The 22,548-nt window shown below is 65.7% G+C and carries 26 protein-coding genes; 16 read left to right on the top strand and 10 right to left on the bottom strand.

The features are described 5' to 3' along the window. Positions 1 to 187: 187 nt before the first annotated feature. Together cls and ACLNGM_RS14685 are read left to right on the top strand one after the other, a co-directional pair. On the top strand, positions 188 to 1,633 hold the full coding sequence (gene cls / locus ACLNGM_RS14690) for a cardiolipin synthase (RefSeq protein WP_416355490.1): 1,446 nt from the start codon (positions 188 to 190) through the stop codon (positions 1,631 to 1,633). 44 nt (positions 1,634 to 1,677) lie between these two features. After that, a complete protein-coding gene (locus tag ACLNGM_RS14685; protein ID WP_416358457.1) occupies positions 1,678 to 2,226 on the top strand; it encodes an RBBP9/YdeN family alpha/beta hydrolase in 549 nt (182 codons plus the stop codon). A gap of 4 nt (positions 2,227 to 2,230) precedes the next feature. Here ACLNGM_RS14685 and ACLNGM_RS14680 read toward each other — a convergent pair whose 3' ends face one another. Continuing rightward, on the bottom strand, positions 2,231 to 2,992 hold the full coding sequence (locus tag ACLNGM_RS14680) for an HpcH/HpaI aldolase family protein (protein WP_416355489.1): 762 nt from the start codon (positions 2,990 to 2,992) through the stop codon (positions 2,231 to 2,233). After that, positions 2,992 to 3,309: a DUF1476 domain-containing protein gene (locus ACLNGM_RS14675; protein WP_416355488.1), complete on the bottom strand. Its 318-nt coding sequence runs from the start codon at positions 3,307 to 3,309 to the stop codon at positions 2,992 to 2,994. The genes ACLNGM_RS14680 and ACLNGM_RS14675 overlap by 1 nt, the downstream gene beginning before the upstream one ends. A 211-nt stretch (positions 3,310 to 3,520) precedes the next feature. Here ACLNGM_RS14675 and purC point away from each other — a divergent pair, with 211 nt between their 5' ends. The 9 genes from purC (at position 3,521) to ACLNGM_RS14630 (ending at position 10,581) form a co-directional block, all read left to right on the top strand. Continuing rightward, entirely contained in the window at positions 3,521 to 4,285 is a 765-nt protein-coding gene (gene purC / locus ACLNGM_RS14670) for a phosphoribosylaminoimidazolesuccinocarboxamide synthase (protein WP_055884531.1), read from the top strand. A 67-nt stretch (positions 4,286 to 4,352) separates the two neighbouring features. Then, positions 4,353 to 4,595: a phosphoribosylformylglycinamidine synthase subunit PurS gene (gene purS / locus ACLNGM_RS14665; RefSeq protein WP_416355487.1), complete on the top strand. Its 243-nt coding sequence runs from the start codon at positions 4,353 to 4,355 to the stop codon at positions 4,593 to 4,595. Between the two features lie 11 nt (positions 4,596 to 4,606). Beyond that, a complete protein-coding gene (gene purQ / locus ACLNGM_RS14660; protein WP_416355486.1) occupies positions 4,607 to 5,290 on the top strand; it encodes a phosphoribosylformylglycinamidine synthase subunit PurQ in 684 nt (227 codons plus the stop codon). After that, the gene (locus ACLNGM_RS14655) at positions 5,287 to 5,700 is read left to right on the top strand and encodes a hypothetical protein (protein ID WP_416355485.1); all 414 of its coding nucleotides are present in this window, start codon (positions 5,287 to 5,289) and stop codon (positions 5,698 to 5,700) included. Before purQ ends, ACLNGM_RS14655 begins: the two co-directional genes overlap by 4 nt. Next, positions 5,693 to 6,097, top strand: a complete 405-nt coding sequence (locus ACLNGM_RS14650) for a hypothetical protein (protein ID WP_416355484.1) — start codon at positions 5,693 to 5,695, stop codon at positions 6,095 to 6,097. The genes ACLNGM_RS14655 and ACLNGM_RS14650 overlap by 8 nt, the downstream gene beginning before the upstream one ends. A gap of 69 nt (positions 6,098 to 6,166) precedes the next feature. Further along, the gene (gene purL / locus ACLNGM_RS14645) at positions 6,167 to 8,383 is read left to right on the top strand and encodes a phosphoribosylformylglycinamidine synthase subunit PurL (protein ID WP_416355483.1); all 2,217 of its coding nucleotides are present in this window, start codon (positions 6,167 to 6,169) and stop codon (positions 8,381 to 8,383) included. A 99-nt stretch (positions 8,384 to 8,482) separates the two neighbouring features. Further along, entirely contained in the window at positions 8,483 to 8,716 is a 234-nt protein-coding gene (locus ACLNGM_RS14640) for a BolA family transcriptional regulator (RefSeq protein ID WP_294644955.1), read from the top strand. 103 nt (positions 8,717 to 8,819) lie between these two features. Further along, positions 8,820 to 9,164, top strand: a complete 345-nt coding sequence (gene grxD / locus ACLNGM_RS14635) for a Grx4 family monothiol glutaredoxin (protein ID WP_416355482.1) — start codon at positions 8,820 to 8,822, stop codon at positions 9,162 to 9,164. A gap of 142 nt (positions 9,165 to 9,306) precedes the next feature. Beyond that, a complete protein-coding gene (locus tag ACLNGM_RS14630; protein WP_090959590.1) occupies positions 9,307 to 10,581 on the top strand; it encodes a multidrug effflux MFS transporter in 1,275 nt (424 codons plus the stop codon). A gap of 16 nt (positions 10,582 to 10,597) precedes the next feature. On the opposite strand, the gene ACLNGM_RS14625 is transcribed toward ACLNGM_RS14630, so the two are convergent. The 4 genes from ACLNGM_RS14625 to ACLNGM_RS14610 form a co-directional block, all read right to left on the bottom strand. After that, positions 10,598 to 11,425: an inositol monophosphatase family protein gene (locus tag ACLNGM_RS14625; RefSeq protein WP_416355481.1), complete on the bottom strand. Its 828-nt coding sequence runs from the start codon at positions 11,423 to 11,425 to the stop codon at positions 10,598 to 10,600. Next, positions 11,422 to 12,303, bottom strand: coding sequence for a tRNA 2-thiocytidine(32) synthetase TtcA (ttcA, locus tag ACLNGM_RS14620; protein ID WP_416355480.1), 882 nt, complete (start codon positions 12,301 to 12,303; stop codon positions 11,422 to 11,424). The genes ACLNGM_RS14625 and ttcA overlap by 4 nt, the downstream gene beginning before the upstream one ends. Positions 12,304 to 12,404: 101 nt before the next feature. Beyond that, on the bottom strand, positions 12,405 to 13,022 hold the full coding sequence (rpsD, locus tag ACLNGM_RS14615; RefSeq protein WP_090959598.1) for a 30S ribosomal protein S4: 618 nt from the start codon (positions 13,020 to 13,022) through the stop codon (positions 12,405 to 12,407). Positions 13,023 to 13,232: 210 nt separating this feature from the next. Continuing rightward, complete coding sequence (locus tag ACLNGM_RS14610; RefSeq protein ID WP_082505117.1) at positions 13,233 to 13,391, bottom strand: YqaE/Pmp3 family membrane protein; 159 nt, start codon at positions 13,389 to 13,391, stop codon at positions 13,233 to 13,235. A 121-nt stretch (positions 13,392 to 13,512) separates the two neighbouring features. On the opposite strand from ACLNGM_RS14610, the gene ACLNGM_RS14605 reads away from it, so the two are divergent. Further along, entirely contained in the window at positions 13,513 to 14,016 is a 504-nt protein-coding gene (locus ACLNGM_RS14605; protein WP_416355479.1) for a hypothetical protein, read from the top strand. Positions 14,017 to 14,021: 5 nt separating this feature from the next. Here ACLNGM_RS14605 and murI read toward each other — a convergent pair whose 3' ends face one another. Together murI and ACLNGM_RS14595 are read right to left on the bottom strand one after the other, a co-directional pair. Continuing rightward, on the bottom strand, positions 14,022 to 14,804 hold the full coding sequence (gene murI, locus ACLNGM_RS14600) for a glutamate racemase (protein ID WP_416355478.1): 783 nt from the start codon (positions 14,802 to 14,804) through the stop codon (positions 14,022 to 14,024). After that, positions 14,801 to 15,574, bottom strand: coding sequence for an RNA methyltransferase (locus ACLNGM_RS14595; RefSeq protein WP_416355477.1), 774 nt, complete (start codon positions 15,572 to 15,574; stop codon positions 14,801 to 14,803). Before ACLNGM_RS14595 ends, murI begins: the two co-directional genes overlap by 4 nt. A 195-nt stretch (positions 15,575 to 15,769) precedes the next feature. On the opposite strand from ACLNGM_RS14595, the gene ACLNGM_RS14590 reads away from it, so the two are divergent. After that, positions 15,770 to 16,981, top strand: coding sequence for an NADP-dependent isocitrate dehydrogenase (locus tag ACLNGM_RS14590; protein ID WP_416355476.1), 1,212 nt, complete (start codon positions 15,770 to 15,772; stop codon positions 16,979 to 16,981). Between the two features lie 404 nt (positions 16,982 to 17,385). Then, positions 17,386 to 17,751: a hypothetical protein gene (locus ACLNGM_RS14585; protein WP_416355475.1), complete on the top strand. Its 366-nt coding sequence runs from the start codon at positions 17,386 to 17,388 to the stop codon at positions 17,749 to 17,751. A gap of 64 nt (positions 17,752 to 17,815) precedes the next feature. On the opposite strand, the gene alaS is transcribed toward ACLNGM_RS14585, so the two are convergent. Together alaS and phnF are read right to left on the bottom strand one after the other, a co-directional pair. After that, entirely contained in the window at positions 17,816 to 20,470 is a 2,655-nt protein-coding gene (gene alaS / locus ACLNGM_RS14580; RefSeq protein WP_416355474.1) for an alanine--tRNA ligase, read from the bottom strand. Positions 20,471 to 20,619: 149 nt separating this feature from the next. Next, a complete protein-coding gene (gene phnF, locus ACLNGM_RS14575; protein WP_416355473.1) occupies positions 20,620 to 21,339 on the bottom strand; it encodes a phosphonate metabolism transcriptional regulator PhnF in 720 nt (239 codons plus the stop codon). A gap of 121 nt (positions 21,340 to 21,460) precedes the next feature. Between phnF and phnG the strand changes: the two genes are divergently transcribed. Both phnG and phnH read left to right on the top strand, forming a co-directional pair. Then, on the top strand, positions 21,461 to 21,937 hold the full coding sequence (gene phnG / locus ACLNGM_RS14570; RefSeq protein ID WP_416355472.1) for a phosphonate C-P lyase system protein PhnG: 477 nt from the start codon (positions 21,461 to 21,463) through the stop codon (positions 21,935 to 21,937). Between the two features lie 5 nt (positions 21,938 to 21,942). Next, positions 21,943 to 22,548 carry a phosphonate C-P lyase system protein PhnH gene (gene phnH, locus ACLNGM_RS14565; RefSeq protein WP_416355471.1) on the top strand — a complete coding sequence of 202 codons (606 nt, stop codon included), beginning with the start codon at positions 21,943 to 21,945 and terminating at the stop codon, positions 22,546 to 22,548.

Below are 22,548 nucleotides of genomic sequence, written 5' to 3'. Positions count from 1 at the left end.
GCCCTCACCGTTCCGCACGGAACACCCCTCGCCAGCGGCCTCGCCGTCCAACGTCGGAGAGATCGAGGCGTTCCGGCAAACGAATGTTTCCCGCGCGTCTCGCCCGGTGCCCGGCTTCGCCCATATCGCCGGGTAGGAACCCGCGCAAGGCGCAGCCGACGGCACGACGATCGAGGTCGAGACACGTATGATCGAATTCGTCGACGGCACAGTCTTGCCGATGGCCCTCACCTTCATGAGTTGGGCCATCCTGATCGGTGCCGTGATCTACATCCCGTTCCGCCGCAGCCCGGTGGCGGCGCAGGCTTGGCTTCTCCTTTTCTTCTTCCTGCCGTGGGCGGCGCTGGTTGTATATCTTGCGGTCGGTAATGCCCGCCATCCGAAGTGGCGTCAGGACCGTCTGAAGAACGTGCCCGACATCATCCGCCGCGCGATCGCCCACATGACGCTGGAGGGCACGGGCGGAATGCGCACGCTGCGGCCGCAGCACCGGATGACGGCGCACCTTGTTCACCGGATCGGTCGCTTCCCTTGTCTTGCCGACAACCGGATCGTGCTGGATGCAGACTACAATCGCGTGGTCGACCGCATCGCCGCCGATATCGATGCCGCGCGGCACCATGCGCATGTGATGGTCTACATCCTGCAGAACGATCAGGCCGGCAACAAGGTGCTGAGCGCGCTGCAGCGGGCCGCCAAGCGTGGCGTGAAGTGTCGCCTCCTGATCGACGCGGTCGGTTCGTCGCGCGATCGCAAGGCGATCGCAAAACGGCTTAAGAACACCGGCGTCGAGCTACGTTTGATCCTGCCGCTTCGGTTCTGGAATCAGGCGACGCGCATGGACCTGCGCAACCATCGCAAGATCGTCGTGGTGGACGGCAAGGTGGGGTGGGTCGGCTCGCAGAACATGCACCGCATCGAGTACGAGCCGAAGACCTTCTACCGCGAATTGATGGCACGCGTGGAAGGCCCGGTCGTCTTGGAATTGCAGGCGATCTTCATCGGTGACTGGTACCTCGAGACGGCCGAGGACATCGGCTCGCCCGAGCTGATGCCAGCGCCCCAGCCGCCTTCGGCGGAGCGGACGGCGACCGCGCAGGTTCTTCCGTCGGGGCCGGACTACCCGGAAGCCGGCGTCGACATCCTCTTCACAGATCTGATCTACAGCGCACGCCAGCGCGTGGTCCTGGCGACACCGTACTTCATTCCCAACGAGCCGTTGTTGCTGGCGATGCGCACGGCGGTCGCCAAGGGCGTGCGGGTCACGCTCTTCGTGACGTCGACGACCAACAGCTTCCTGATCGATCACGCCCAGCAGTCCTACTACGACGAGTTGCTGGAAGCCGGCGTCGAGGTGATGCTCTACCGCGAGCGTTTCCTGCACGCCAAGCATCTGTCGATCGACGACGACATCGCGATCATCGGCTCGGCCAACATGGACCGCCGATCCTTCGAGCTGAATTCGGAGGTGACGCTGATCACCTACAGCGAGGATACGGTACGCGATCTGCGCGCGATCGAGGACGACTACCGAACGAAGAGCCGCAAGCTTCATCTGGAGGAATGGAACAAGCGAGGGTTCTTCGTCCAGCTCGGCGAGAACGTCACCCGCCTGATCAGTCCGCTGCTCTAGTTGCGCCGCTTGACAAGCCGGTGCCCCCTTCGCATCTGCGGACGATGCGAGTTTCCGACGTCGATATCCTGATCATCCCCGGTCTCAACGGTGCCTCAGAGCAGCACTGGCAGTCCCGCTGGGAATCGAAGCTTTCCACGGCGCGCCGTGTTGCTCCGCCCGCCGCCGAACAGGCTGACGCCGTGCGATGGACCGCCGATGTCATGAAGGCCGTGGATGAGGCTACACGCCCCTTGATCCTTGTGGCTCACGGTCTGGGGGTCGCCGCGGCCGTCGAAGCGGTGCCGCACCTGTCGAAGCCGGTTGCCGGCGCATTCTTCGTGGCGCCCCTCGACCTCGGCGACGGCGCGCACGGCTTCTCCGCCTATTCGCGCGATCCGCTGCCGTTCCCTTCCGTTGTCGTCGCAAGCCGGGGCGAACCCGATCATAGCTTTGACGCGGTCGAGGATGTGGCAGCGGCTTGGGGTTCCCTCTTCGTGGATGCGGGCGAGTCGGGGCGTCTGGACGAGGCCAGCGGGCACGGTCCCTGGCCGGAAGGTCTTCTGACCTTCGGCAAGTTCCTCGCCCGCTTGCCGGCGCCCCAGCCGAGGTGAAGCATCAGCGACGGAACTCCGTGTTCAGCCGCTCGCATCCTGCCTTGAGGATGGCAACATCGGAGGAAATGCCGATGAGCTGGCATCCCATCCCGGCGTAGCGCCGGGCGTCGTCGGCATCCAGCGCATAGATCGCCACTGCCTTGCCGGCGGCGCGTGCCCGCCGGGCCACGTCGGCCACCGCTGCATCGGTCGCCGTACCCTTCGGGTCGAGCGCGCCGTTGCCGATCGCGATCGAGAGATCCGAAGGTCCAAGGAAGACGCCTCCGAGTTCCGGAACGGCGAGGATCGCATCGAGGTCGGCTATCGCCCCGGCCGTCTCGATCATCGCAAACGACAGGACCGCCTCGTCGGCTGCAGCGAAGTAGTCGCGCGGCGTCAGTCCGAAGAGGTCCGCCGCTCGCGTCGGCCCGAATGATCGCGTGCCGCCGGGCATGTAGCGGAGCGCCTTCGCGAAGGCTTCGGCTTCCGAAGCGCTGTCGACCATCGGCAGGATGACGGCCGATGCGCCGAGATCGGCCATTCGCCCGGCAAGCGCGAGGTCGCCGGGCGCGACGCGCAGGATCGAGGGCTTCCCGAGAAGGGCGGCACGTGTGCATCCCTCGCGCAAATCCGCCATATCCTGAAGCCCGTGCTGGCCGTCGAGGATCAGGGCATCGAAACTGCGCAGAAGGATTTCGTGAACGACCGGATCGGCAAGGCTGGACCAGCCGCACAAAGCGGGCTCCGGCCTGTCGAGAAGCGTCTTCAGGCTTCCGATCGGCATCAGGATGCCGCGACCTGCTTTTCGGCCTCTTCCAGGCATTCGGTGCGATGGCGCTCGATCTGGTGGTCGGACTGCTGGACGCCGGCGGCGTTGAAGTCGGCCCGGATCCTGGCGAACACGTCCTGCGGTCCCGCGGCGCCGAGGTCGAGATTGACGAGTTGCGACGCGTAGGCTTCACCTTCAGTGCCGGTCTTTCCGAGCTTGCCGGCGGCCCAGAGACCCAAAAGCTTCGTGGCGCGCGCTTCGATCCGGAACTTGCGCTCCTCGTCGTGCGCGTAGCGGCCCTCGTGATCGTGACCCCGGTCGTTCAGCGACATTCCCGTATCCTTTCGCTGGCTGCGTAGCGTGTCTGCGGGAATGCTAGCGGCCTGCTCGGGCTTGTCCAGCGAAGCTCCGGCGCGTCCCGCAAGGGACGCATGTCTGGTTTGCGATTGTTTAGGCGGGGCGTTTGGTCTATTCACCCGCGGGAGACATATGGTTTTCGCGGGTCGCCGTTCGACTCGCCCCTTACGCGATCAGGCATCATCCATGACACGTCGCCGCCGTATCTACGAAGGCAAGGGCAAGATTCTCTATGAAGGCCCGGAACCTGGCACGCTGGTTCAGTTCTTCAAGGACGATGCGACCGCCTTCAACAAGAAGAAGCACGAGGTCGTCGACGGCAAGGGCGTCCTCAACAATCGCATTTCCGAATACATTTTTAGCCATCTGAACCGGATCGGCATCCCGACGCACTTCATCCGCCGGCTCAACATGCGTGAGCAGCTGATCAAGGAAGTCGAGATCATCCCGCTCGAGGTCGTGGTGCGCAACGTGGCGGCGGGTTCGCTCGCCAAGCGCCTCGGCATCGAGGAGGGCACCGTGCTGCCCCGTTCGATCATCGAGTTCTACTACAAGGCGGACCAGCTCGACGACCCCATGGTGTCGGAAGAGCATATCACGGCCTTCGGCTGGGCGACGCCGCAGGAAATCGATGACATCATGGCGCTCGCCATCCGCGTCAACGACTTCCTGTCCGGCCTCTTCCTCGGCGTCGGCATCCAGCTCGTGGACTTCAAGATCGAGACCGGCCGCCTGTTCGAGGGCGACATGATGCGCATCATCGTGGCCGACGAGATTTCGCCCGACTCGTGCCGCCTCTGGGACGTCCAGACCCAGGACAAGCTCGACAAGGACCGCTTCCGCCGCGACATGGGCGGCCTCGTCGAGGCCTACCAGGAAGTCGCGCGCCGTCTCGGCATCATGAACGAGAACGAGCCGCCCCGCCCTTCCGGGCCGGTGTTGGTCAAGTAGCACGGCGTCCCGTGTCGCAGCCGGCTCCGGCTCTCCGATTGGTTCATTCGCAAGGCAGGCAGACAACGTGATCAAGGCGCGCATCGTCGTCACCCTCAAGAACGGCGTCCTGGATCCCCAGGGCAAGGCGATCGAGGGGGCTCTCGGCACGCTCGGCTTCGACGGCGTGTCTGGCGTCCGCCAGGGCAAGGTCTTCGACGTCCAGGTCGACAGCGCGGACCGCGCGAAGGCGGAGGCGGATCTCAAGGCCATGTGCGAGAAGCTCCTCGCCAACACGGTGATCGAGAACTACGCGATCGAGCTCGCCTGAGGGATCAGTCCATGAAGTCCGCTGTCGTCCTCCTGCCGGGTCTTAACCGCGATCGCGACATGATCGCGGCGCTGACGAAGATCTCCGGTCAGGCGCCCGTCACCGTCTGGCAGACCGAGACCGCCATTCCCGACGTCGATCTGATCGTCGTTCCCGGCGGGTTCTCGTATGGCGATTATCTGCGCTGCGGCGCCATCGCCGCGCGCTCGCCGGTGATGCGGGCGGTGGCCGAGAAGGCGTTGGCGGGCGTGCCCGTACTCGGCGTTTGCAACGGGTTTCAGATCCTCTGCGAGGCAGGGCTGCTTCCGGGCGCGCTGATGCGCAACACGACCTTGAAGTTCGTATGCCGCGAGGTGAAGCTCAAGGTAACGAACGCTGGCACGCGCTTCACTGCTGGCTATGCACAAGATCAGGTCATCCGCTGCCCGGTCGCCCATCACGACGGCAACTACTTCGCCGATGCTTCGACGCTCGATCGCGTCGAGGGCGAAGGTCAGGTCGTGTTCCGCTATGCGGAGGGCACCAACCCGAACGGCGCCATCAACGACATCGCCGGTATCGTCAACGATCGTGGCAACGTCCTCGGCATGATGCCCCACCCGGAAAACCTGATCGAGCCCGAGCACGGGGGCAGCGATGGGCGACCGTTGTTCGAAGGGGCGCTTGGGCTTCTCGGACGGGGCCTCGCGGCTTGAACGTCGCGCGCGTCTCGACTCTGAGCCTCGCTCTAACTGCGCTTTTGATCGCGGCGGGGTGTGCGTCCCGCGCTCCGGCGCCCGAGAAGCCGGCGCCGCGACGTGCGGATACCGGCCTCGATCGGATGGAGCGGCTGACGCTGACCGCCAACCGCTGCTGGTTCAAGTCGAAAGACCCGGCCTTCGCGAGCTACAGCATCGCCCCGGAGCTCTCGTCCTTCTCCGGACGTCCGCGCTTCCTTCTCGTGCCGCGCGGCCGTCTCGAGGCCCGTCCGCTGCTTGTGGTCGAAGGCGCGGCGGGATCGACCGAGGTCGAGACCTACGGGCCGCTTCTCGATACTTCGCTGCGCACACGACTGGAAGGCGATCTCGCCCGCTGGCGTGCCGGCTCGACCGTCTGCAATGCCTGAACCGCTGGCCGCCTTCCGGACCGTGGGCTTCGGCCTGCTCGTCCTGGCGTCGACCGTTCTCGGCGGTTGTCGCACCGATGCAGCGCCCTTCGCCGAGACTTCAGGTCCCGCCCCGAACGCTGCGGAAATTCGCTACATCCGCGAAACAGGGTCGGCCATCTACCGCCGCCAGCCGTTCGAGTGGACACGCGGCTTCGTGACAGGCGTTGCGGCGTCCGGCTACGCCATCTGCCTGCGCGCGCCGATGCGGGACGGTCGCCTCGACCACACGCTGCTGATCCTGCAGCGCCGGATCGAAGGCGCGGTCAGCCAGGTCGAGGACGACGCGACGATCCTGCGCGCCAGTGCCGATGTCGGCCCTTGCCGCAACCGGTCGGATTGGGTACCGGCCAGATGACACGCAGCTTTCCCGCCCGATAGGCGGCGAAGGCTATTCGCCATTCCTGAAGACGGTTTCGGAGTCTCCATGGCCGACATCCAGATCACCCCGGAGCTCATCGCCAGCCACGGCCTCAAGCCGGACGAGTACCAGCGGATTCTCGACCTGATCGGGCGGGAGCCGACGATCACCGAACTCGGCATCTTCTCGGCGATGTGGAACGAGCACTGCTCCTACAAGTCGTCGAAGCGCTGGCTGCGCACGCTGCCGACGAAGGGCGAGCGGGTCATTCAGGGACCGGGCGAGAACGCGGGCGTCGTCGATATCGGCGACGGCGACTGCGTTGTCTTCAAGATGGAGAGCCACAACCACCCCTCCTACATCGAGCCGTATCAGGGCGCGGCGACGGGCGTCGGCGGCATTCTGCGCGACGTCTTCACCATGGGCGCCCGGCCGATCGCCGCGATGAACGCGCTTCGCTTCGGCGCGCCGGACCACCCGAAGACGCGACACCTCGTATCGGGCGTCGTCGCGGGCGTCGGCGGCTACGGCAATTCCTTCGGCGTGCCGACGGTCGGCGGCGAGGTGAACTTCCACTCGCGCTACAACGGCAACTGCCTCGTCAATGCGTTCGCTGCGGGCCTCGCGAAGTCCAACGCGATCTTCCTGTCCAAGGCCGAGGGCGTCGGTCTGCCGGTGGTCTATCTCGGCGCGAAGACCGGTCGTGACGGCGTTGGCGGCGCGACGATGGCCTCGGCGGAGTTCGACGACACGATCGAGGAAAAGCGCCCGACCGTTCAGGTGGGCGACCCGTTCACCGAGAAATGCTTGCTGGAAGCCTGCCTCGAACTCATGCAGACCGGCGCCGTCATCGCGATCCAGGACATGGGCGCGGCGGGCCTGACCTGCTCCGCCGTCGAGATGGGTGCCAAGGGCGACCTCGGCATCGAACTCGACCTCAACAAGGTGCCGGTGCGCGAGGCGCGCATGACGCCTTACGAGATGATGCTGTCGGAAAGCCAGGAGCGCATGCTCATGGTGCTGCGTCCGGAGAAGCACGAGGAGGCCGAGGCCATCTTCGTGAAATGGGGCCTAGACTTCGCGGTCGTCGGCAAGACCACCGACGACCTGCGCTTCCGCATCCTGTTCGACGGCAAGGAGGTTGCCAACCTCCCGATCAAGGAACTCGGGGACGAGGCCCCGGAATACGACCGCCCATGGGTCGAGCCGAAGCCGGCCGCGCCGGTCTCGGCATCCGATGTGGCCGAGCCGAAGGACTATGGTGCCGCGCTTCTCCAGATCATGGGTTCGCCCGACATCGCTTCGCGCCGCTGGGTCTTCGAGCAGTACGACACGCTGATTCAGGGCAACTCGATGCAGCGTCCCGGCGGTGATGCCGGCGTCGTGCGCGTCGACGGTCACCCGACGAAGGCGCTTGCCTTCTCCTCGGACGTGACGCCGCGCTATTGCGAGGCCGATCCCTACCAAGGCGGAGCGCAGGCCGTTGCCGAGTGCTGGCGCAACCTCACAGCCGTCGGCGCCGAGCCCTTGGCGGCAACCGACAATCTTAATTTCGGCAATCCCGAGAAGCCCGAGATCATGGGCCAGCTCGTGAAGGCGATCCAGGGCATCGGCGCGGCCTGCGAGGCGCTCGGCTTCCCGATCGTGTCGGGCAACGTCTCGCTCTACAACGAGACACTGGGCCAAGCGATTTTGCCGACGCCCACGATCGGCGGCGTCGGCCTGATCGACGATCGCACCAAGACCGCGACCATCGGCGGCTGGAAGGATGGCGACGTCCTCATCCTCGTCGGACAGGATGGGACGCATCTCGGCTCCTCTATCTACCTGCGCGAGATCGCAGGCCGCGAGGATGGCGGCGCGCCGGTGGTCGATCTCGAGGCGGAGCGGCGTCACGGCGATGTGGTCCGCGCCCTCATCCGCTCGGGACGTGTCAGCGCCTGCCACGATCTCTCCGACGGCGGCCTTGCGGTTGCGCTCGCTGAAATGGCCATCGCGTCGAACATCGGCGTCAAGGTCTCCGTCGGCGAGGGCGCGCGTCATGCGCTGCTCTTCGGCGAGGATCAGGCGCGCTACGTCGTCGCCGTACCGGCTGAAGCGGCGGAGGCTGTTGCAGCCGAGTTGGGTTCCCTGCCCCATCGTCGCCTCGGAACCATCGGAGGCACGTCGCTCGAGGTAGACGGCGTCCTGTCGGTCGCGGTCTCCGACCTCACGGTGGCGCACGAGAGCTGGTTCCCCAACTTCATGTCGGGCACCCTCCCCGTGGAAGCTGCTGCGGCCTGACACGAGCGGCCGGGTTCGATTGATCAGACCCGGCCTTCGCCCTATCCTCGGCGTTGCGACAACGCCTTCCGATCGTCGTCGCCGGCAGGAGATTACCGCATGCCCATGAACGCCCACGACATCGAGGCGATGATCAAGGACGCCATTCCGGACGCGACGGTCACGATCCGCGACCTTGCGGGCGACGGTGACCATTACGCTGCCGAGGTCGTGGCGGAATCGTTTCGCGGCAAGTCGCGCGTCCAGCAGCACCAGATGGTCTACAGGGCGCTGCAGGGAAACATGGGCGGCGTCCTCCATGCTCTTGCGCTGCAGACGAGCGCTCCGAAGTAGCGCCCGGCGCAGGTGACCTTTAAAGCGCGACCTGGACATCGTATGTGATCGGGAACGCACCATTGCCCGTCCATCGGCGGGCTCGACATCACGGGATTTGGCCATGGCCGGCATCATCGACTGGATCGACAACGAGGTGAAGACGAACGACGTGATCGTCTTCATGAAGGGCACGCCGGACTTCCCGCAGTGCGGCTTTTCCGGTCAGGTCGTCCAGATCCTCAACTACCTCGGCGTGCCCTACAAGGGCGTCAATGTCCTGAGCTCCGACGAGCTTCGCAACGGCATCAAGGAATACGGCGGGTGGCCGACCATTCCGCAGGTCTACGTGAAGGGCGAGTTCGTCGGCGGCTGCGATATTCTCCGCGAGATGTTCCAGGCGGGCGAATTGCAGGATTTCATGGGCGACAAGGGCATTGCCTTGAACGCCCCGACAACGGCCTCCTGATCGCCAGTCACTAACCAAGATAGGGCCCGCTCATCCGAGCGGGCCTTTTTCGTTTGCGGACCTGCCGCAGCGTTCGTCAGTCGACCTTGCTTTTTGTACCGCTCGGCTTAGAACGAACGCGACCAACGAAAGATCGGACCTCATGTCGAGCGCGCCCAAGACCGTGCGCGGGATCCCCTATTGGGAACTCGTGACCCTGATCGCCTGCATCATGGCGCTGAACGCGGCGGCCATCGACATCTTCATTCCGGCGCTCACCAACATCACGCAGACGCTGGAACTCGCGAACCCGAACCACGCGCAGTTCGTCATCACATCCTATGTGATGGGCTTCGGCATCTCGCAGATCTTCTACGGCACGCTGTCGGATCGCTTCGGGCGACGGCCGGTCCTGCTCTTCGGGCTGTGCGTCTACGTTCTCGCTTCGGTCACCGCGATCTTCTCGACGAGTTTCGCGATGCTGCTGGCGCTGCGCGCGATCCAGGGCATCGGCGCGGCCGCAACGCGCGTGATCGCGGTGTCGGTGGTGCGCGACTGCTTCGGCGGCGCGCGCATGGCAAGCGTCATGTCGCTCGTGATGATGATCTTCATGGCGATCCCGGTGATCGCACCGAACCTCGGCCAGCTCGTCCTCTTCGTCGGCGACTGGCACGAGATCTTCATCGCGGTGGCGGCGTTCGGCGCGTTCGTGACGCTCTGGACCTACTTCCGCCTGCCCGAGACGCAGCATCCCGAGGACCGCTTGCCGTTGACAATCGCACGCGTCGGGCAGGCGTTCCGGGTCGTCGTAACCAACCGCACGGCCTTCGCCTACACGCTCTCCACCGCGCTGACCTTCGGCGTCCTCTTCGCCTTCATCAACCAGGCGGAACAGATCTACGTCTCGATCTACGGCATGGGTCCCGAGTTCACGCTCTACTTCTCGGCCGGCGCCATCTTCATGGCCTTCGCGTCGTTCTGGAACTCGCGCCTCGTCGAGCGCTTCGGCATGCGGCATCTGTCACACGGCGCGATGTGCGTGTTCCTCGCGCTGAACGTCCTGCACCTCGTGATCGCGCTTCTGAACGGCGGCGTGCCGCCCTTCTCCGTCTATCTGCCGATGACGATCCTCTCGCTCTGCATGTTCGGCTTCATCGGCACGAACTTCAACGCGCTGGCGATGGATCCTCTCGGCCACGTGGCCGGCACGGCCTCGTCCGTACTCGGTTTCATGCAGACCTTCGGCGGCGGCGTGCTCGGCGGGATCGTCGGCTATATGTACGACGGAACGCTGATCCCGCTTCTGATCGGCTACGTCGTCCTGTCGCTCGGAGCCTTCGGCTGCGCGCTGATCGCGGAGAACGGAAAGCTCTTCAACGAGCGGCCGAGCCCGCGTGATGGCGGTCCGCGGGTCGTGGAGCCGGCGGCGGCCGAGTAGGCCGCCGCCAAACGGTTCAGGCGGTGATCTCGGGGCCGACGAGCTCGCGCACCGCCTTCCAAGTCGCCGCGTCCGGGGCGGTCAGAAGGCCACCGTCGACGTCGGTCGGCAGGTAGGGCGAGCCGTCGAGCTTGCGCACGTAGCCGCCGGCTTCCTCGATCAGCAGTGACCCGGCGAGGTGATCCCAGGGCATGAGCTTCAGATAGAACTGGAAGTGGACGTGGCCGGACGCCGCGAGGCGGTACTCGTGGGCGGCCGTGCGGTAGTTCGCGAAGACCCGGATCTCGGCCATGCGCTGCAGGAGCTGGCGACGCTCCTCGCGCGGCAGGAAGCTCGACGAAGCCACGCCGAACAGTTCCTCGACCGGAGCGGGTGCTGCGACCTGCAGGCGCTGGCGCTCGCCGTTCGGGCGAACGAGGAACGATCCGGCGCCGCGCTCTGCGATCATGAAGTCGTCGCCGAGCGGATCGTAGATGATGCCGCCGATCGTCTGGCCCTTCGAGACGACCGCAGCCATGACGCCGAACAGCGGCACACCCATCGCGAAATTGGCCGTGCCGTCGATCGGGTCGACGATGATGGACAAGTCCGCGTCGCCGATCTTCCGCAGAAGCGCCGGATCGGCCGCGACGCTCTCCTCCCCCACGAACAGCGCGTCGGGAAAGGCGCCGCCGCAGGCCGCCTTGATGAAGCGTTCGGCGCTCTCGTCGGCTTCGGTCACGAGGTCGATGGCGGACGTCTTCTCGCGGATGTCCCCCTCGTCCAGGCGCCGGAAGCGCGGCATGACCTCCGCCTTGGCGGCGTCGCGCAGGATGGTCGCAAGCGTGTCGATGTCGAAGGTCACGGTGTCTCGTCCGTTCGGGGCTGGAGGCTGGCGAAGTCGAAGAGCGCAGGGTCGAGGAGATGGCTTGGACGCACGTTGGCGAGCGCCCGGCCGATCGTCTCGCGGCGGCCAGGGAAGCGCGTCTCCATGTCCGACAGGAACGCCTTCATCGCGTTGCGCTGCAGCCCGTCCTGGCTGCCGCAGAGATCGCACGGGATGATGGGAAACCGCATGGCGCTCGCGAAGCGGGCGAGGTCGTCCTCGGCCGAGCGGATCAGCGGGCGCAGGACGAGGAGGTCTCCCTCGTCGTTCAGAAGCTTGGCCGGCATCGCGGAGAGCTTACCGCCATGGAACATGTTGAGGAAGAAGGTCTCGAGACTATCGTCGCGATGATGCCCGAGCACCAGCGCCTCGCAGCCTTCCTCCCGCGCGATGCGATAAAGGTTGCCCCGGCGCAGGCGCGAGCAGAGCGAACAGTAGGTCCCGCCCGTCGGCACCTTTTCCTTCACGATCGAGTAGGTGTCGCGATACTCGATGCGATGAGCAATGCCGTTTGCGGTGAGCCAGTCCGGCAGGACGTGCTTCGGAAAATTCGGCTGGCCCTGGTCGAGGTTGCAGGCGAGAAGCTCGACCGGCAGGAGGCCCCGCCACTCCAGGTCGAGCAGCAGGGCGAGGAGCGAATAGGAGTCCTTGCCGCCGGAGATCGCGACCAGCCAGCGTGCGCCGGGCCGCGCCATGGCATGGGCCTCGATCGTCTCGCGCATGTCGCGCAGCAGGCGCTTGCGCAGCTTCTTGAAGGAGACCGAGTCGGGCGTATTCCGAAACAGCGGATGCGCACCACTGGTGTCGGCTTCGTCAGCCGTCTCGTTGTTGGGCTGGTTCGGAACGTCGTCCAGCATCGGGCCATGTCCTCGCTTCGAGCCTCGATTAACAAGGGCGGCCCCAAAACAAAAGGCCGCCCGGAGGCGGCCTTCGCATTCGATAGCTTTCGGCGAACCGATCAGCGCGAGTAGAACTCAACGACCAGGTTCGGCTCCATCACGACCGGGTACGGCACATCGCCGAGGCCCGGAACGCGCTGGAAGGTCGCGACCATCTTGGAGTGATCCGCCTCGATGTAGTCCGGCACGTCGCGCTCGGCGAGCTGGGTCGCCTCGATGAGGACGGTCAGCTGCTTCGACTTCTGGCGAACCTCGATCACGTCGCCAGCCTTGCAGCGGTACGAACCGATGTTGGTACGCACGCCGTTGACGTTGACATGGCCGTGGTTGACGAACTGGCGGGCAGCCCAGATCGTCGGCACGAACTTCGCCCGGTAGACGATCGCATCGAGACGCGACTCGAGCAGGCCGACCAGGTTCTCCGAGGTGTCGCCACGACGACGGGCGGCTTCCTCGTAGGTCTTGCGGAACTGCTTCTCGGAGATGTCGCCGTAGTAGCCCTTGAGCTTCTGCTTCGCACGGAGCTGCGTGCCGAAGTCGGACATCTTGCCCTTGCGGCGCTGGCCGTGCTGGCCTGGGCCGTACTGGCGGCGGTTCACCGGGGACTTCGGACGTCCCCAGATGTTCTCGCCCATGCGGCGATCGATTTTGTACTTGGAAGACTCGCGCTTTGACATCGCATTTCCCAAAGGATGAGGCGCACGGACCATCCGCAACGCCAGGAAACGCGCCCTCCTTTGTCCTGCCTTTTAGGGCGGGACCGACAGGACTACCGAACGAAGCGCACGGTGAGTCCACGGGACACGTAAAAATGAAACCGGCGGACCTTTCGATCCGCCGATGCGCAGTCCCTATTGGCCGGGCGGAGATAAGTCAAGCCGTGACGGTCACTTGCGGGCGATCACCCAGATCGCGTGCACGATACCCGGAATGTAGCCGAGAAGGGTCAGGATGATGTTGATCCAGAAGTGCTTGCCGAGGCCGACCTCCATGAAGACGCCGAGCGGCGGCAGCAGGATGGCGAAGATGATCTTGATGAGGTCCATGGATCGGTCCGTTGGTTTCGCGTCCGCCTAACGAACGATGATGCGCTGCAACCGTTCCGTTCGCGAGCCTCCCGCGTTCGATACGAAGATCACATTCACGCGCGCTAGACGGAGATACTCGATGCGGATCGCTCACCTCCTCGCCATCGCCACTTTGGCCTTTCCGACGGCTGCTGCCGCCGATCCGGGTTTTCTCGAACGGTTCGACGGATCGTTCCGAGGAACCGGAAGCGTCCAGCGGGAGCAAGATACCTCGCCGCGTCGCGTCACCTGCCGGGTGGAGGGATCGCAGGTCTCGGAAAACCGGCTGCGGATCGCTGGGACCTGCCGGGCCGCCGTTATCGTGCGTCGCGAGATCGGCGCCGAAATCCGCTTCGATCCGGCCAGCGGACGCTTCGCTGGATCCTACACGGGATCGACGAAGGGCATCTCCCGCCTGACCAACGGTCGCCTGCAAGGCGACACGCTGACGTTCACCCTGACCTATCCGGTGACCGTTCACGGCGACCGGACCGCGACGATGACCATCCGAAACACCGGCGGCGGCACGTTCTCGCTGGTGGTCACCGACGATGTCGACGGGACACCCCGCCGGACCTCCGACATCACGCTTCGCCGCAGCTGATACGCTCAGGCCGCGAGCCCGAAGCCCCGGATCAGCGAGCGCGTCGACGCGTCCGGCTGGCCTTGGGTAAAGATGGCCCGGTCGGGATCGGTCGGAACGTTGCCCGACGGCGCGGGAAGAAGCGACAGGGCACGACGTGCGATCGCCTCGGCCGGATCGAGCCAGTCCACCGGCCATGGCGCCGTCTTGCGCATGCGGTTGGCGAGGAACGGATAATGCGTGCAGGCGAGCACCACGATGTCAGTGCGCCGACCAGCGCGCTCCACGAAGCACGGCGCGATCTCGGCCGCGACAGCCTCCTCCTCGACGAAGCCGTGGCGCATGTAGGTTTCCGCCAGCGCGGCAAGCCGTACGCTGCCGACGAGATTGACCTCGCACTTCGTGGCCCATTGCGTGATGAGATCGCGCGTGTACTGGCGCTTCACGGTACCGGGCGTCGCAAGGACCGAGACGAGCCCGGACTGCGTGCGTTCGGCCGCCGGCTTGATCGCCGGCACGGTGCCGACGAACTGCATGTGCGGGAAGGCCGCCCGCAGATTGCCGAGCACCAGCGTCGAGGCCGTGTTGCAGGGGATCATGCAAAGCGCCGGGTCGTGCTCGGCGAGGAGATCGCCGAACAGGCCGACGATACGGGACCGCAGGGCCTCCTCTTCCCAGTCGCCGTAGGGAAAGGCCGCGTCGTCGGCGACGTAGATGAAGCGGCGTTCCGGCATCAGGACGCGCGCCTCGCGCAGCACCGTCAATCCACCGATGCCGGAATCGAAGAGGAGAACGGGCTTGTCGCTCACTGCGGTCCTTTTTCGATTCGGTATTCGAAAGCGCGCAGCACGCCGCGGAGCATCCGCACCTCGGCATCCGAGAAGCCGGCCCGCGTCAGCATGATCCGCAGATTGTGGACCATCGATTCCCGCTTCTCCGGCGGGAAGAAGAAGTTTGTCGTGTCGAGCGCGCCCTCCAGATGGTCGAAGAGGCGGTAGAGGTCTTCCTTGGCGGCGGGCACGACATTGGGCGCCTGGAAGCGCGGCGCGGCACCCTCGCCGAGACCGGACTTCATCCACTCGTAGCTCATCAGAAGCACAGCCTGCGCGATATTCAGCGAGGCGAAGGCCGGGTTGACCGGGAAGGTCACGATCTCGTCGGCAAGATCGACCTCCTCGTTGGAGAGACCGAAGCGCTCGCGCCCGAAGAGGATGCCCGCGCCCTGCCCGGCCGTGATCCGCGCGCGCAGTTCGCCGCCAGCTTCCTCCGGCCCGCGAACCGGCTTGATCGAGTAGCGCGGACGGGCGGTGGTGGCGAGGAGGTAGGTGAGGTCGGCCGCGGCGGCCTCGACGGTATCGAACAGCTGCACCGCGTCGATCACGTGGTCGGCGCGCGAGGCGCTCGCCCTCGCTTTCTCGTTCGGCCAACCGTCGCGCGGGTTGACGAGGCGCAGATCGTCCAGGCCGAAATTGGCCATCGCGCGCGCCACCATGCCGATGTTCTCGCCGAGCTGGGGTTCGACGAGGATGATCGCCGGTCCGCCGGTCCGGTTCTCGTCGCTTCTGTTGGTGCCGGCCAAGTGCGCCCGTCCTCGCTGATCCGTGTTGGCCGGCACGATTATCCGAACGAAGCGGGCGGCGCAAAGGCCGGCGCGGCTTTGCGCGGCAGGGGGGCGATGCTATAGGCCCGAGCACCGTGCCGGGGGCGCACCAGCCCCCATCGTTCGAAAGCGCCCGTCCCCTCCGGCCGGGCGCGTCGCAAGGGGAAGACAGCGATGGCGAAGATCAAGGTCCAGAATCCGGTCGTGGAGCTCGACGGCGACGAGATGACCCGGATCATCTGGCAGTACATCAAGGACAAGCTGATCCACCCCTACCTCGACATCGATCTCGAGTACTACGACCTGTCGGTCGAGAACCGCGACGCGACCGGCGATCAGGTGACGATCGACTCCGCCAACGCGATCAAGAAGCACGGCGTCGGCGTGAAGTGCGCCACGATCACCCCCGACGAGCAGCGCGTCGAGGAGTTCAAGCTGAAGAAGATGTGGAAGTCGCCCAACGGCACGATCCGCAACATCCTCGGCGGCGTGATCTTCCGCGAGCCGATCATCATGAAGAACGTGCCGCGCCTCGTGCCGGGCTGGACGCAGCCGATCATCGTCGGCCGCCACGCGTTCGGCGACCAGTACCGCGCGACCGACTTCAAGTTCCCAGGCAAGGGCACGCTGTCGATCAAGTTCGTCGGTGAGGACGGCCAGACGATCGAGCACGAGGTCTATCAGGCGCCCTCCGCCGGCGTCGCGATGGCGATGTACAACCTCGACGATTCGATCCGCGAGTTCGCCCGCGCTTCGTTCAACTACGGCCTGCTGCGCGGCTACCCCGTGTACCTGTCGACCAAGAACACGATCCTCAAGGCCTATGACGGCCGCTTCAAGGACATCTTCCAGGAGGTCTTCGACGCCGAGTTCAAGGCCGAGTTCGACAGCCGCAAGCTGACCTACGAGCACCGCCTCATCGACGACATGGTCGCCTCCGCGCTGAAGTGGTCGGGCGGCTACGTCTGGGCGTGCAAGAACTACGACGGAGACGTCCAGTCCGACATCGTGGCGCAGGGCTTCGGCTCGCTCGGCCTGATGACCTCGGTGCTGATGACGCCGGACGGCAAGACGGTCGAGGCGGAGGCCGCGCACGGCACCGTGACGCGCCACTACCGCCAGCACCAGAAGGGTCAGGAGACATCGACCAATTCGATCGCTTCGATCTTCGCTTGGACGCGCGGCCTCGCGCATCGCGCCAAGCTCGACGACAACGCCGAGTTGAAGCGCTTCGCCGACACGCTGGAGAAGGTCTGCATCGACACGGTCGAGGCCGGCCACATGACCAAGGATCTCGCTCTTCTCATCGGTCCGGATCAGCCGTGGCTTTCGACCACCGGCTTCCTCGACAAGATCGACGAGAACCTGCGCAAGGCGATGGCCTGAGCGGCCGAATGACTTTCTGAATGGAGCCGGCGCGTCTAACGCGCCGGCTTTTTTCATGCGCCAGCGAGCGGTCTACGGCCTCGCTTAGACGAATCTCTTGAAGATCGGTTTCTGTCGGCAATCCAGAAGACCATCAGACTGCCCCGCTTAGCGAAAAATCGACCTTCGAAAACGGGGCGAACCTCCGGCAAAAATCGGGCGGTCTGGCAGAGGATTGACGGTGGACCTTCCCAACCTCCCTGAGGATGAGGACATCGCTTTCGCGCGCCCGCGCCGACGTCGTGACCAAACTGTGACAAAAACTCGAAAGCGCAAACTCCGCTCCCATCGAACGCGATAAAATCGCGGAACCGCATTTGAAATGCTGTCGTTAGGCGTGCATCCATCATCAAGGAGTGCATCAGATGCATCGCATGATTTTCGGCGCCACCAGCGTTCTCCTTCTCTCCGGCGCCGCCGTTCAGGCCCAGCAGGCCGCCGTGGAAGTGAATGAGAACGTCATGCTCATGCCCTGGAACAAGTCGGTCGACGCTGTCGAAGGCGCCAAGGTGCTGAAGAGCGGTGACGGCGTCGAGCTTGGCGAAGTCGAGGCGGTTCTGGGCACGGATGCCAACACCCCTGTTGCCCTTGTGGTCGACTTCAAGGGCACGACCACCGGCTTCACCGGCTCCAAGGTAATCCCGATCGACCGCTTCTCGCCGGACGGCAACCGTCTGACGCTGACGACCTCGGCCGCCGAGATCGCTTCGTTCCCGAGCTACAACGGCTGACGAAAATGAAAAGGGCGCCGAGAGGCGCCCTTTTTGTTCGAGATGTTGGCCGGCGGGTCGCCGGTCAGGCTGCAAGCCTGGCTTCAATGGCCGCGATCGCCTCGTCGGCCTTGTCCGCATCCGGACCTCCGGCCTGCGCCATGTCAGGACGGCCGCCGCCGCCCTTGCCTCCGATCGCCTCCGAAGCGGCACGGACCAGATCGACTGCGCTGACGCGCTCGATGAGATCGGCCGTGATACCGACGACGACGCTCGCCTTGCCGTCCGTGACGCCCACGAAGGCGACGACGCCGGAGCCGAGGGCGGCCTTCGCATCGTCCACCATCCCCTTCAGGTCCTTTGCGGCGACACCGTCCAGCACGCGTCCAATGAACAAGATGCCGCCGATGTCCTTCGGGGCGGACGACGACGACGAACCGTCGCCGGCCAGCGCCAGCTTCTTCTTCGCCTCGGTCAGTTCGCGCTCCAGGCGCCGACGCTCCTCGACCAGCAAGTCGATGCGATCTGCGATCTCGGCTGGGCCGACCTTCAGCGAGGCGGCGATCCGGCGGACGCGCGCATCCTGCTCCAGGAAGTAATCTCGCGCCGCCGCGCCAGTCAGCGCTTCGACGCGGCGCACGCCGGCGCCCACCGCGCTCTCGGAGACGACATGGACAAGGCCAATGTCGCCAGTCGCCCGTGCATGGGTGCCGCCGCAAAGCTCGATCGAGTAGGCCGCCTTCGTGCTGCCGTCCTTGGCCCCACCCATGGACACGACGCGGACCTCGTCGCCGTACTTCTCGCCGAACAGCGCCATCGCGCCCAGCGCGATCGCGTCGTCGACCGCCATCAGCCGTGTCTCGACCGGCGTGTTCTCACGGATCACGTCGTTGGCGAGCGCCTCGATACGAGCGAGTTCGTCCGCTTCGACGGGCTTGGGATGCGAGAAGTCGAATCGCAGGCGGTCGGGCGAGACCATCGAGCCCTTCTGTGCGACGTGCGTGCCGAGCACTTCGCGCAGGCCTTCGTGCAGCAGATGAGTCGCCGAATGATTGGCACGGATACGGGTGCGGCGCTCGTGATCGACGACGAGCTCCAGCGGTGCACCGACCTTCAGCGTGCCCTCGACGACCTTGCCGCGATGGATGAAGAGGCCGTCGGCCACCTTCTGGGTGTCGGTCACCGCGAAGCGAACGCCCTCGCCCTTCATAAAGCCGGTGTCGCCGACCTGACCACCGGACTCGGCGTAGAACGGCGTCTGATTGAGGACGACCGCAACCTCCTCGCCTGCCGCAGCGCTCTCGACTTCCTTGCCGCCTTGCACGATCGCGCGGACCTGGGCTTCGGCGGTCTCGGTGTCGTAGCCAAGGAACTCGGTGGCGCCCTCGCGCTCGCGGATCGAGAACCAGATCGTTTCCGCCGCGGCTTCGCCGGAGCCTGCCCAGCTGGCCCGCGCCTCGGCCTTCTGGCGCTGCATGGCGGAGTTAAAGGCGTCGAGATCGACGCCGACGCCGCGAGCGCGCAGAGCGTCCTGCGTGAGGTCGAGCGGGAAGCCGTAGGTGTCGTAAAGCTTGAAGGCTGTCTCACCGTCGAGCATGTCGCCCTGGCCCAGCGACACCGACGCGTCGTTCAGCAGCGACAGGCCGCGGTCGAGGGTGACGAGGAAACGCTTCTCCTCGAGCTTCAGCGTCTCGGAAATGAGCGCTTCGGCGCGGGTGAGTTCCGGATAGGCGCGACCCATCTCAGCCACCAGCGTCGGCAGGACCTTGTAGATCACCGGCTCGCGCGCGCCGAGCAGCTTCGCGTGGCGCATGGCGCGGCGCATGATCCGGCGCAGGACATAGCCGCGACCTTCGTTCGACGGCAGCACGCCGTCGGCGATCAGGAAGGCTGTCGCGCGCAGATGATCGGCGATGACACGATGCGAGGCGAGCGCATCGCCTTCGGCGCGCGACCCGATGGCCTCCTCGACGGCCGCGATCAGGCGGCGGAAGAGATCGGTCTCGTAGTTCGAGGTGACGCCCTGGAGGATCGCGGCCATGCGCTCGAGGCCCATGCCAGTGTCGATCGACGGCCGCGGCAGGTTCAGGCGCTCGCCGGGCGAGACCTGCTCGAACTGCATGAAGACGAGGTTCCAGAACTCGAGGAAGCGGTCGCCGTCCTCCTCCGCCGAGCCCGGCGGGCCACCCCAGACGCTCTCGCCCTGGTCGTAGAAGATTTCCGAGCACGGGCCGCACGGCCCGGTTTCGCCCATGGTCCAGAAGTTGTCGGAGGTCGGGATGCGGATGATGCGGTCGTCGGAGAAGCCGGCGATCGACTTCCACAGCTTCGCCGCCTCGTCGTCCTCCGAGTAGACGGTGACGAGAAGGCGCGACTTGTCGAGCGCGAACTCCTTGGTCACGAGGCTCCAGGCGAGGCTGATCGCCTCTTCCTTGAAGTAGTCGCCGAACGAGAAGTTGCCGAGCATCTCGAAGAAGGTGTGGTGCCGGGCGGTGTAGCCGACGTTGTCGAGATCGTTGTGCTTGCCGCCGGCCCGCACGACCTTCTGCGCGGTCGTGGCGCGCGTGTACGAGCGCTTCTCGAGGCCCGTGAAGACGTTCTTGAACTGCACCATGCCGGCGTTCGTGAACATCAGGGTCGGATCGTTGCGAGGGACCAGCGGCGAGGACGCGACCGGTTCGTGCCCGTTCTTCGCGAAGTACTGGAGGAACGTCGACCGGATCTCGTTCACGCCGCTCATGGGAAACCTTCAAGGCTTGGATAGGATCGCGGCGCAGGAACGCCGCAGCGCCAGCCTTTTAGCGAGGGGCCGAAACCCTGTCCATGCTCGCGCGCGACGGCCTACGAGCAACGCGCAAGCGACGCCGAGATCCGGCAATCTGCTGACGATCAGAGACGGAACACGAGTTCCATCCGGTCGGCAGGAAAGCGCGAGCGCATCGCCTGCACCGGGCGATCCTCGGCATCGACGTCGACTGCGCTGGAGACGAGGACGATGCTGTCGGGGGGCAGGTCAAGATGCTCGGCATCCACCGGATGCACGCGCTCGGCCGTGATTCGGGTCTCAAGCCGACGGTAGTCCGGCAATCCGTGCCGCCTGAGAGCCTCGGTGATCGATCCGGTCTCGGCATAGTCGCGCACGATGTTGGGAAAGCGATCGGCCGGGAAATAGCCGGTCGAGACCGAGAGCGGCAGGCCGCTGGCGACGGACAGCGTGTCGAGCCGGGCGAGCGCCGCGCCGAGCGGGCAGTTCAGCAAGGCGGCCAGCGCCTGATCCGCGCGCACCGTTTCGGATCGGATCAGACGCCCGGCAGGCCGCTGACCCTGCGCCGTGACGTTCTCGGAGAAGCGGGTTCGCAGGCCGACCGGGTAGGCAAGACGCGGAGCAGGTGCGTTGACGAAGGTGCCACGCCCCCGCTCCGACCGAAGAAGCCCTTCGGCCGCGAGCGACTGGATGGCCCGACGAACGGTGTGCCGGTTGACCGCATACCGCTCGGCAAGTTCCGTTTCGGGTGGAAGCTGATCGGAGACCGAACCGTCGGCGATGCTGGCGCGAATGCGGTCCGCCACGCGTCGCCAGCGCGTCACCCCCTCGTCCGCATCGTTCATTCCGTCGGGCTCCGTTTGACCGCGCGCCGCCGTCATAGAGGTGTCACCATCGAGGCGCTATACCTTCCCCGTCCAGATCGGTAGTCTAGACAAATAGACAATCGGAAGCGGGTCGTACTTGATGCCTCAAACCGCCACCCCCTCGAACATGCGAACTGAGGATGCCCGCAAGCGCGCCATAAACGCGCTGGCGCTCGCACCGCGAGGCTTCCTGAAGGATCGCTTTGCTGGTTTCGCGAAGGAGGTGCCGCCGGCCCTGCCCGTTCGCGGGCCGGAGGTCGGCCTCGTCATGCTGCGCGGACGCGCCGGCGGCGGTGGTGCGGCATTCAATCTTGGAGAGGCCAGCGTCTGCCGCGCCACGGTGCGGCTTGCGACCGGCGAGGTTGGGCACGCGATGATCCTCGGGCGTGATACCGAGACTGCCCGCATTGCCGCTCACCTCGACGCCCTCTGGCAGACCGATGCCTGGCGCGACCGGATCGAGACCGAGTTCGTGACGCCGGCGCTCGCCGCCGATGCCGAGGCGCTGGAGCGCCGCGCCGAGGAGACGGAAGCCACCCGCGTCGATTTCTTCACCGTCGCCCGAGGCGAGGATTGATCGTCATGTCCGCTGCGCTTTCCACCACCGCCGTCTCCGGCGGCTTCAACGATCCGGTCCTCGGATCGCAGGCTGCGTTCCGACGGATCATGGGCGCCTTCGCGGAGCCCGGCACGACGATCGACCTCGGCGGCTTCGTTTCCGCGCCGAGCCCCCTGACGCCCGCGATCGCGACGCTTCTGGCGACGCTCGCCGACGCGGACGCGCCCGTCTTCCTCGAAACCGACGACGCTGCCGAAACTTTGGCGTGGATCGCCTTCCAGACCGGCGCGGCCGTGCTGGCCGATCCGGCCGATGCCGCGTTCGCGGTTCTGTCGCCAATGTCGGATCCCAAGCGGTGGGAGCGCTATCCGCTCGGCACCGACGTCTATCCCGACCGCTCCGCGACCCTGATCCTGTCGGTCGAGGCGCTAGAAGGCGGAGCGTCACTGACTTTGTCCGGCCCCGGCATCGAGACGACGCGCCGCATCGCCCCACTCGGCCTGCCCGCCGGCTTCATCGCCGCCCGCGCGGCCAATCGCGCACTGTTCCCCCGGGGGCACGACCTCGTTCTGGCTGCCGGCGCGCACTGCCTCGTGCTCCCGCGCACGACCTGCGTCGAGGAGGCTTGA

The organism is Aureimonas phyllosphaerae, from assembly GCF_047943035.1.
Classification (GTDB): domain Bacteria; phylum Pseudomonadota; class Alphaproteobacteria; order Rhizobiales; family Rhizobiaceae; genus Aureimonas; species Aureimonas phyllosphaerae.
Note: the sequence above shows the minus strand (reverse complement) of the source record. Positions and strands in the feature narration are given on the sequence as shown.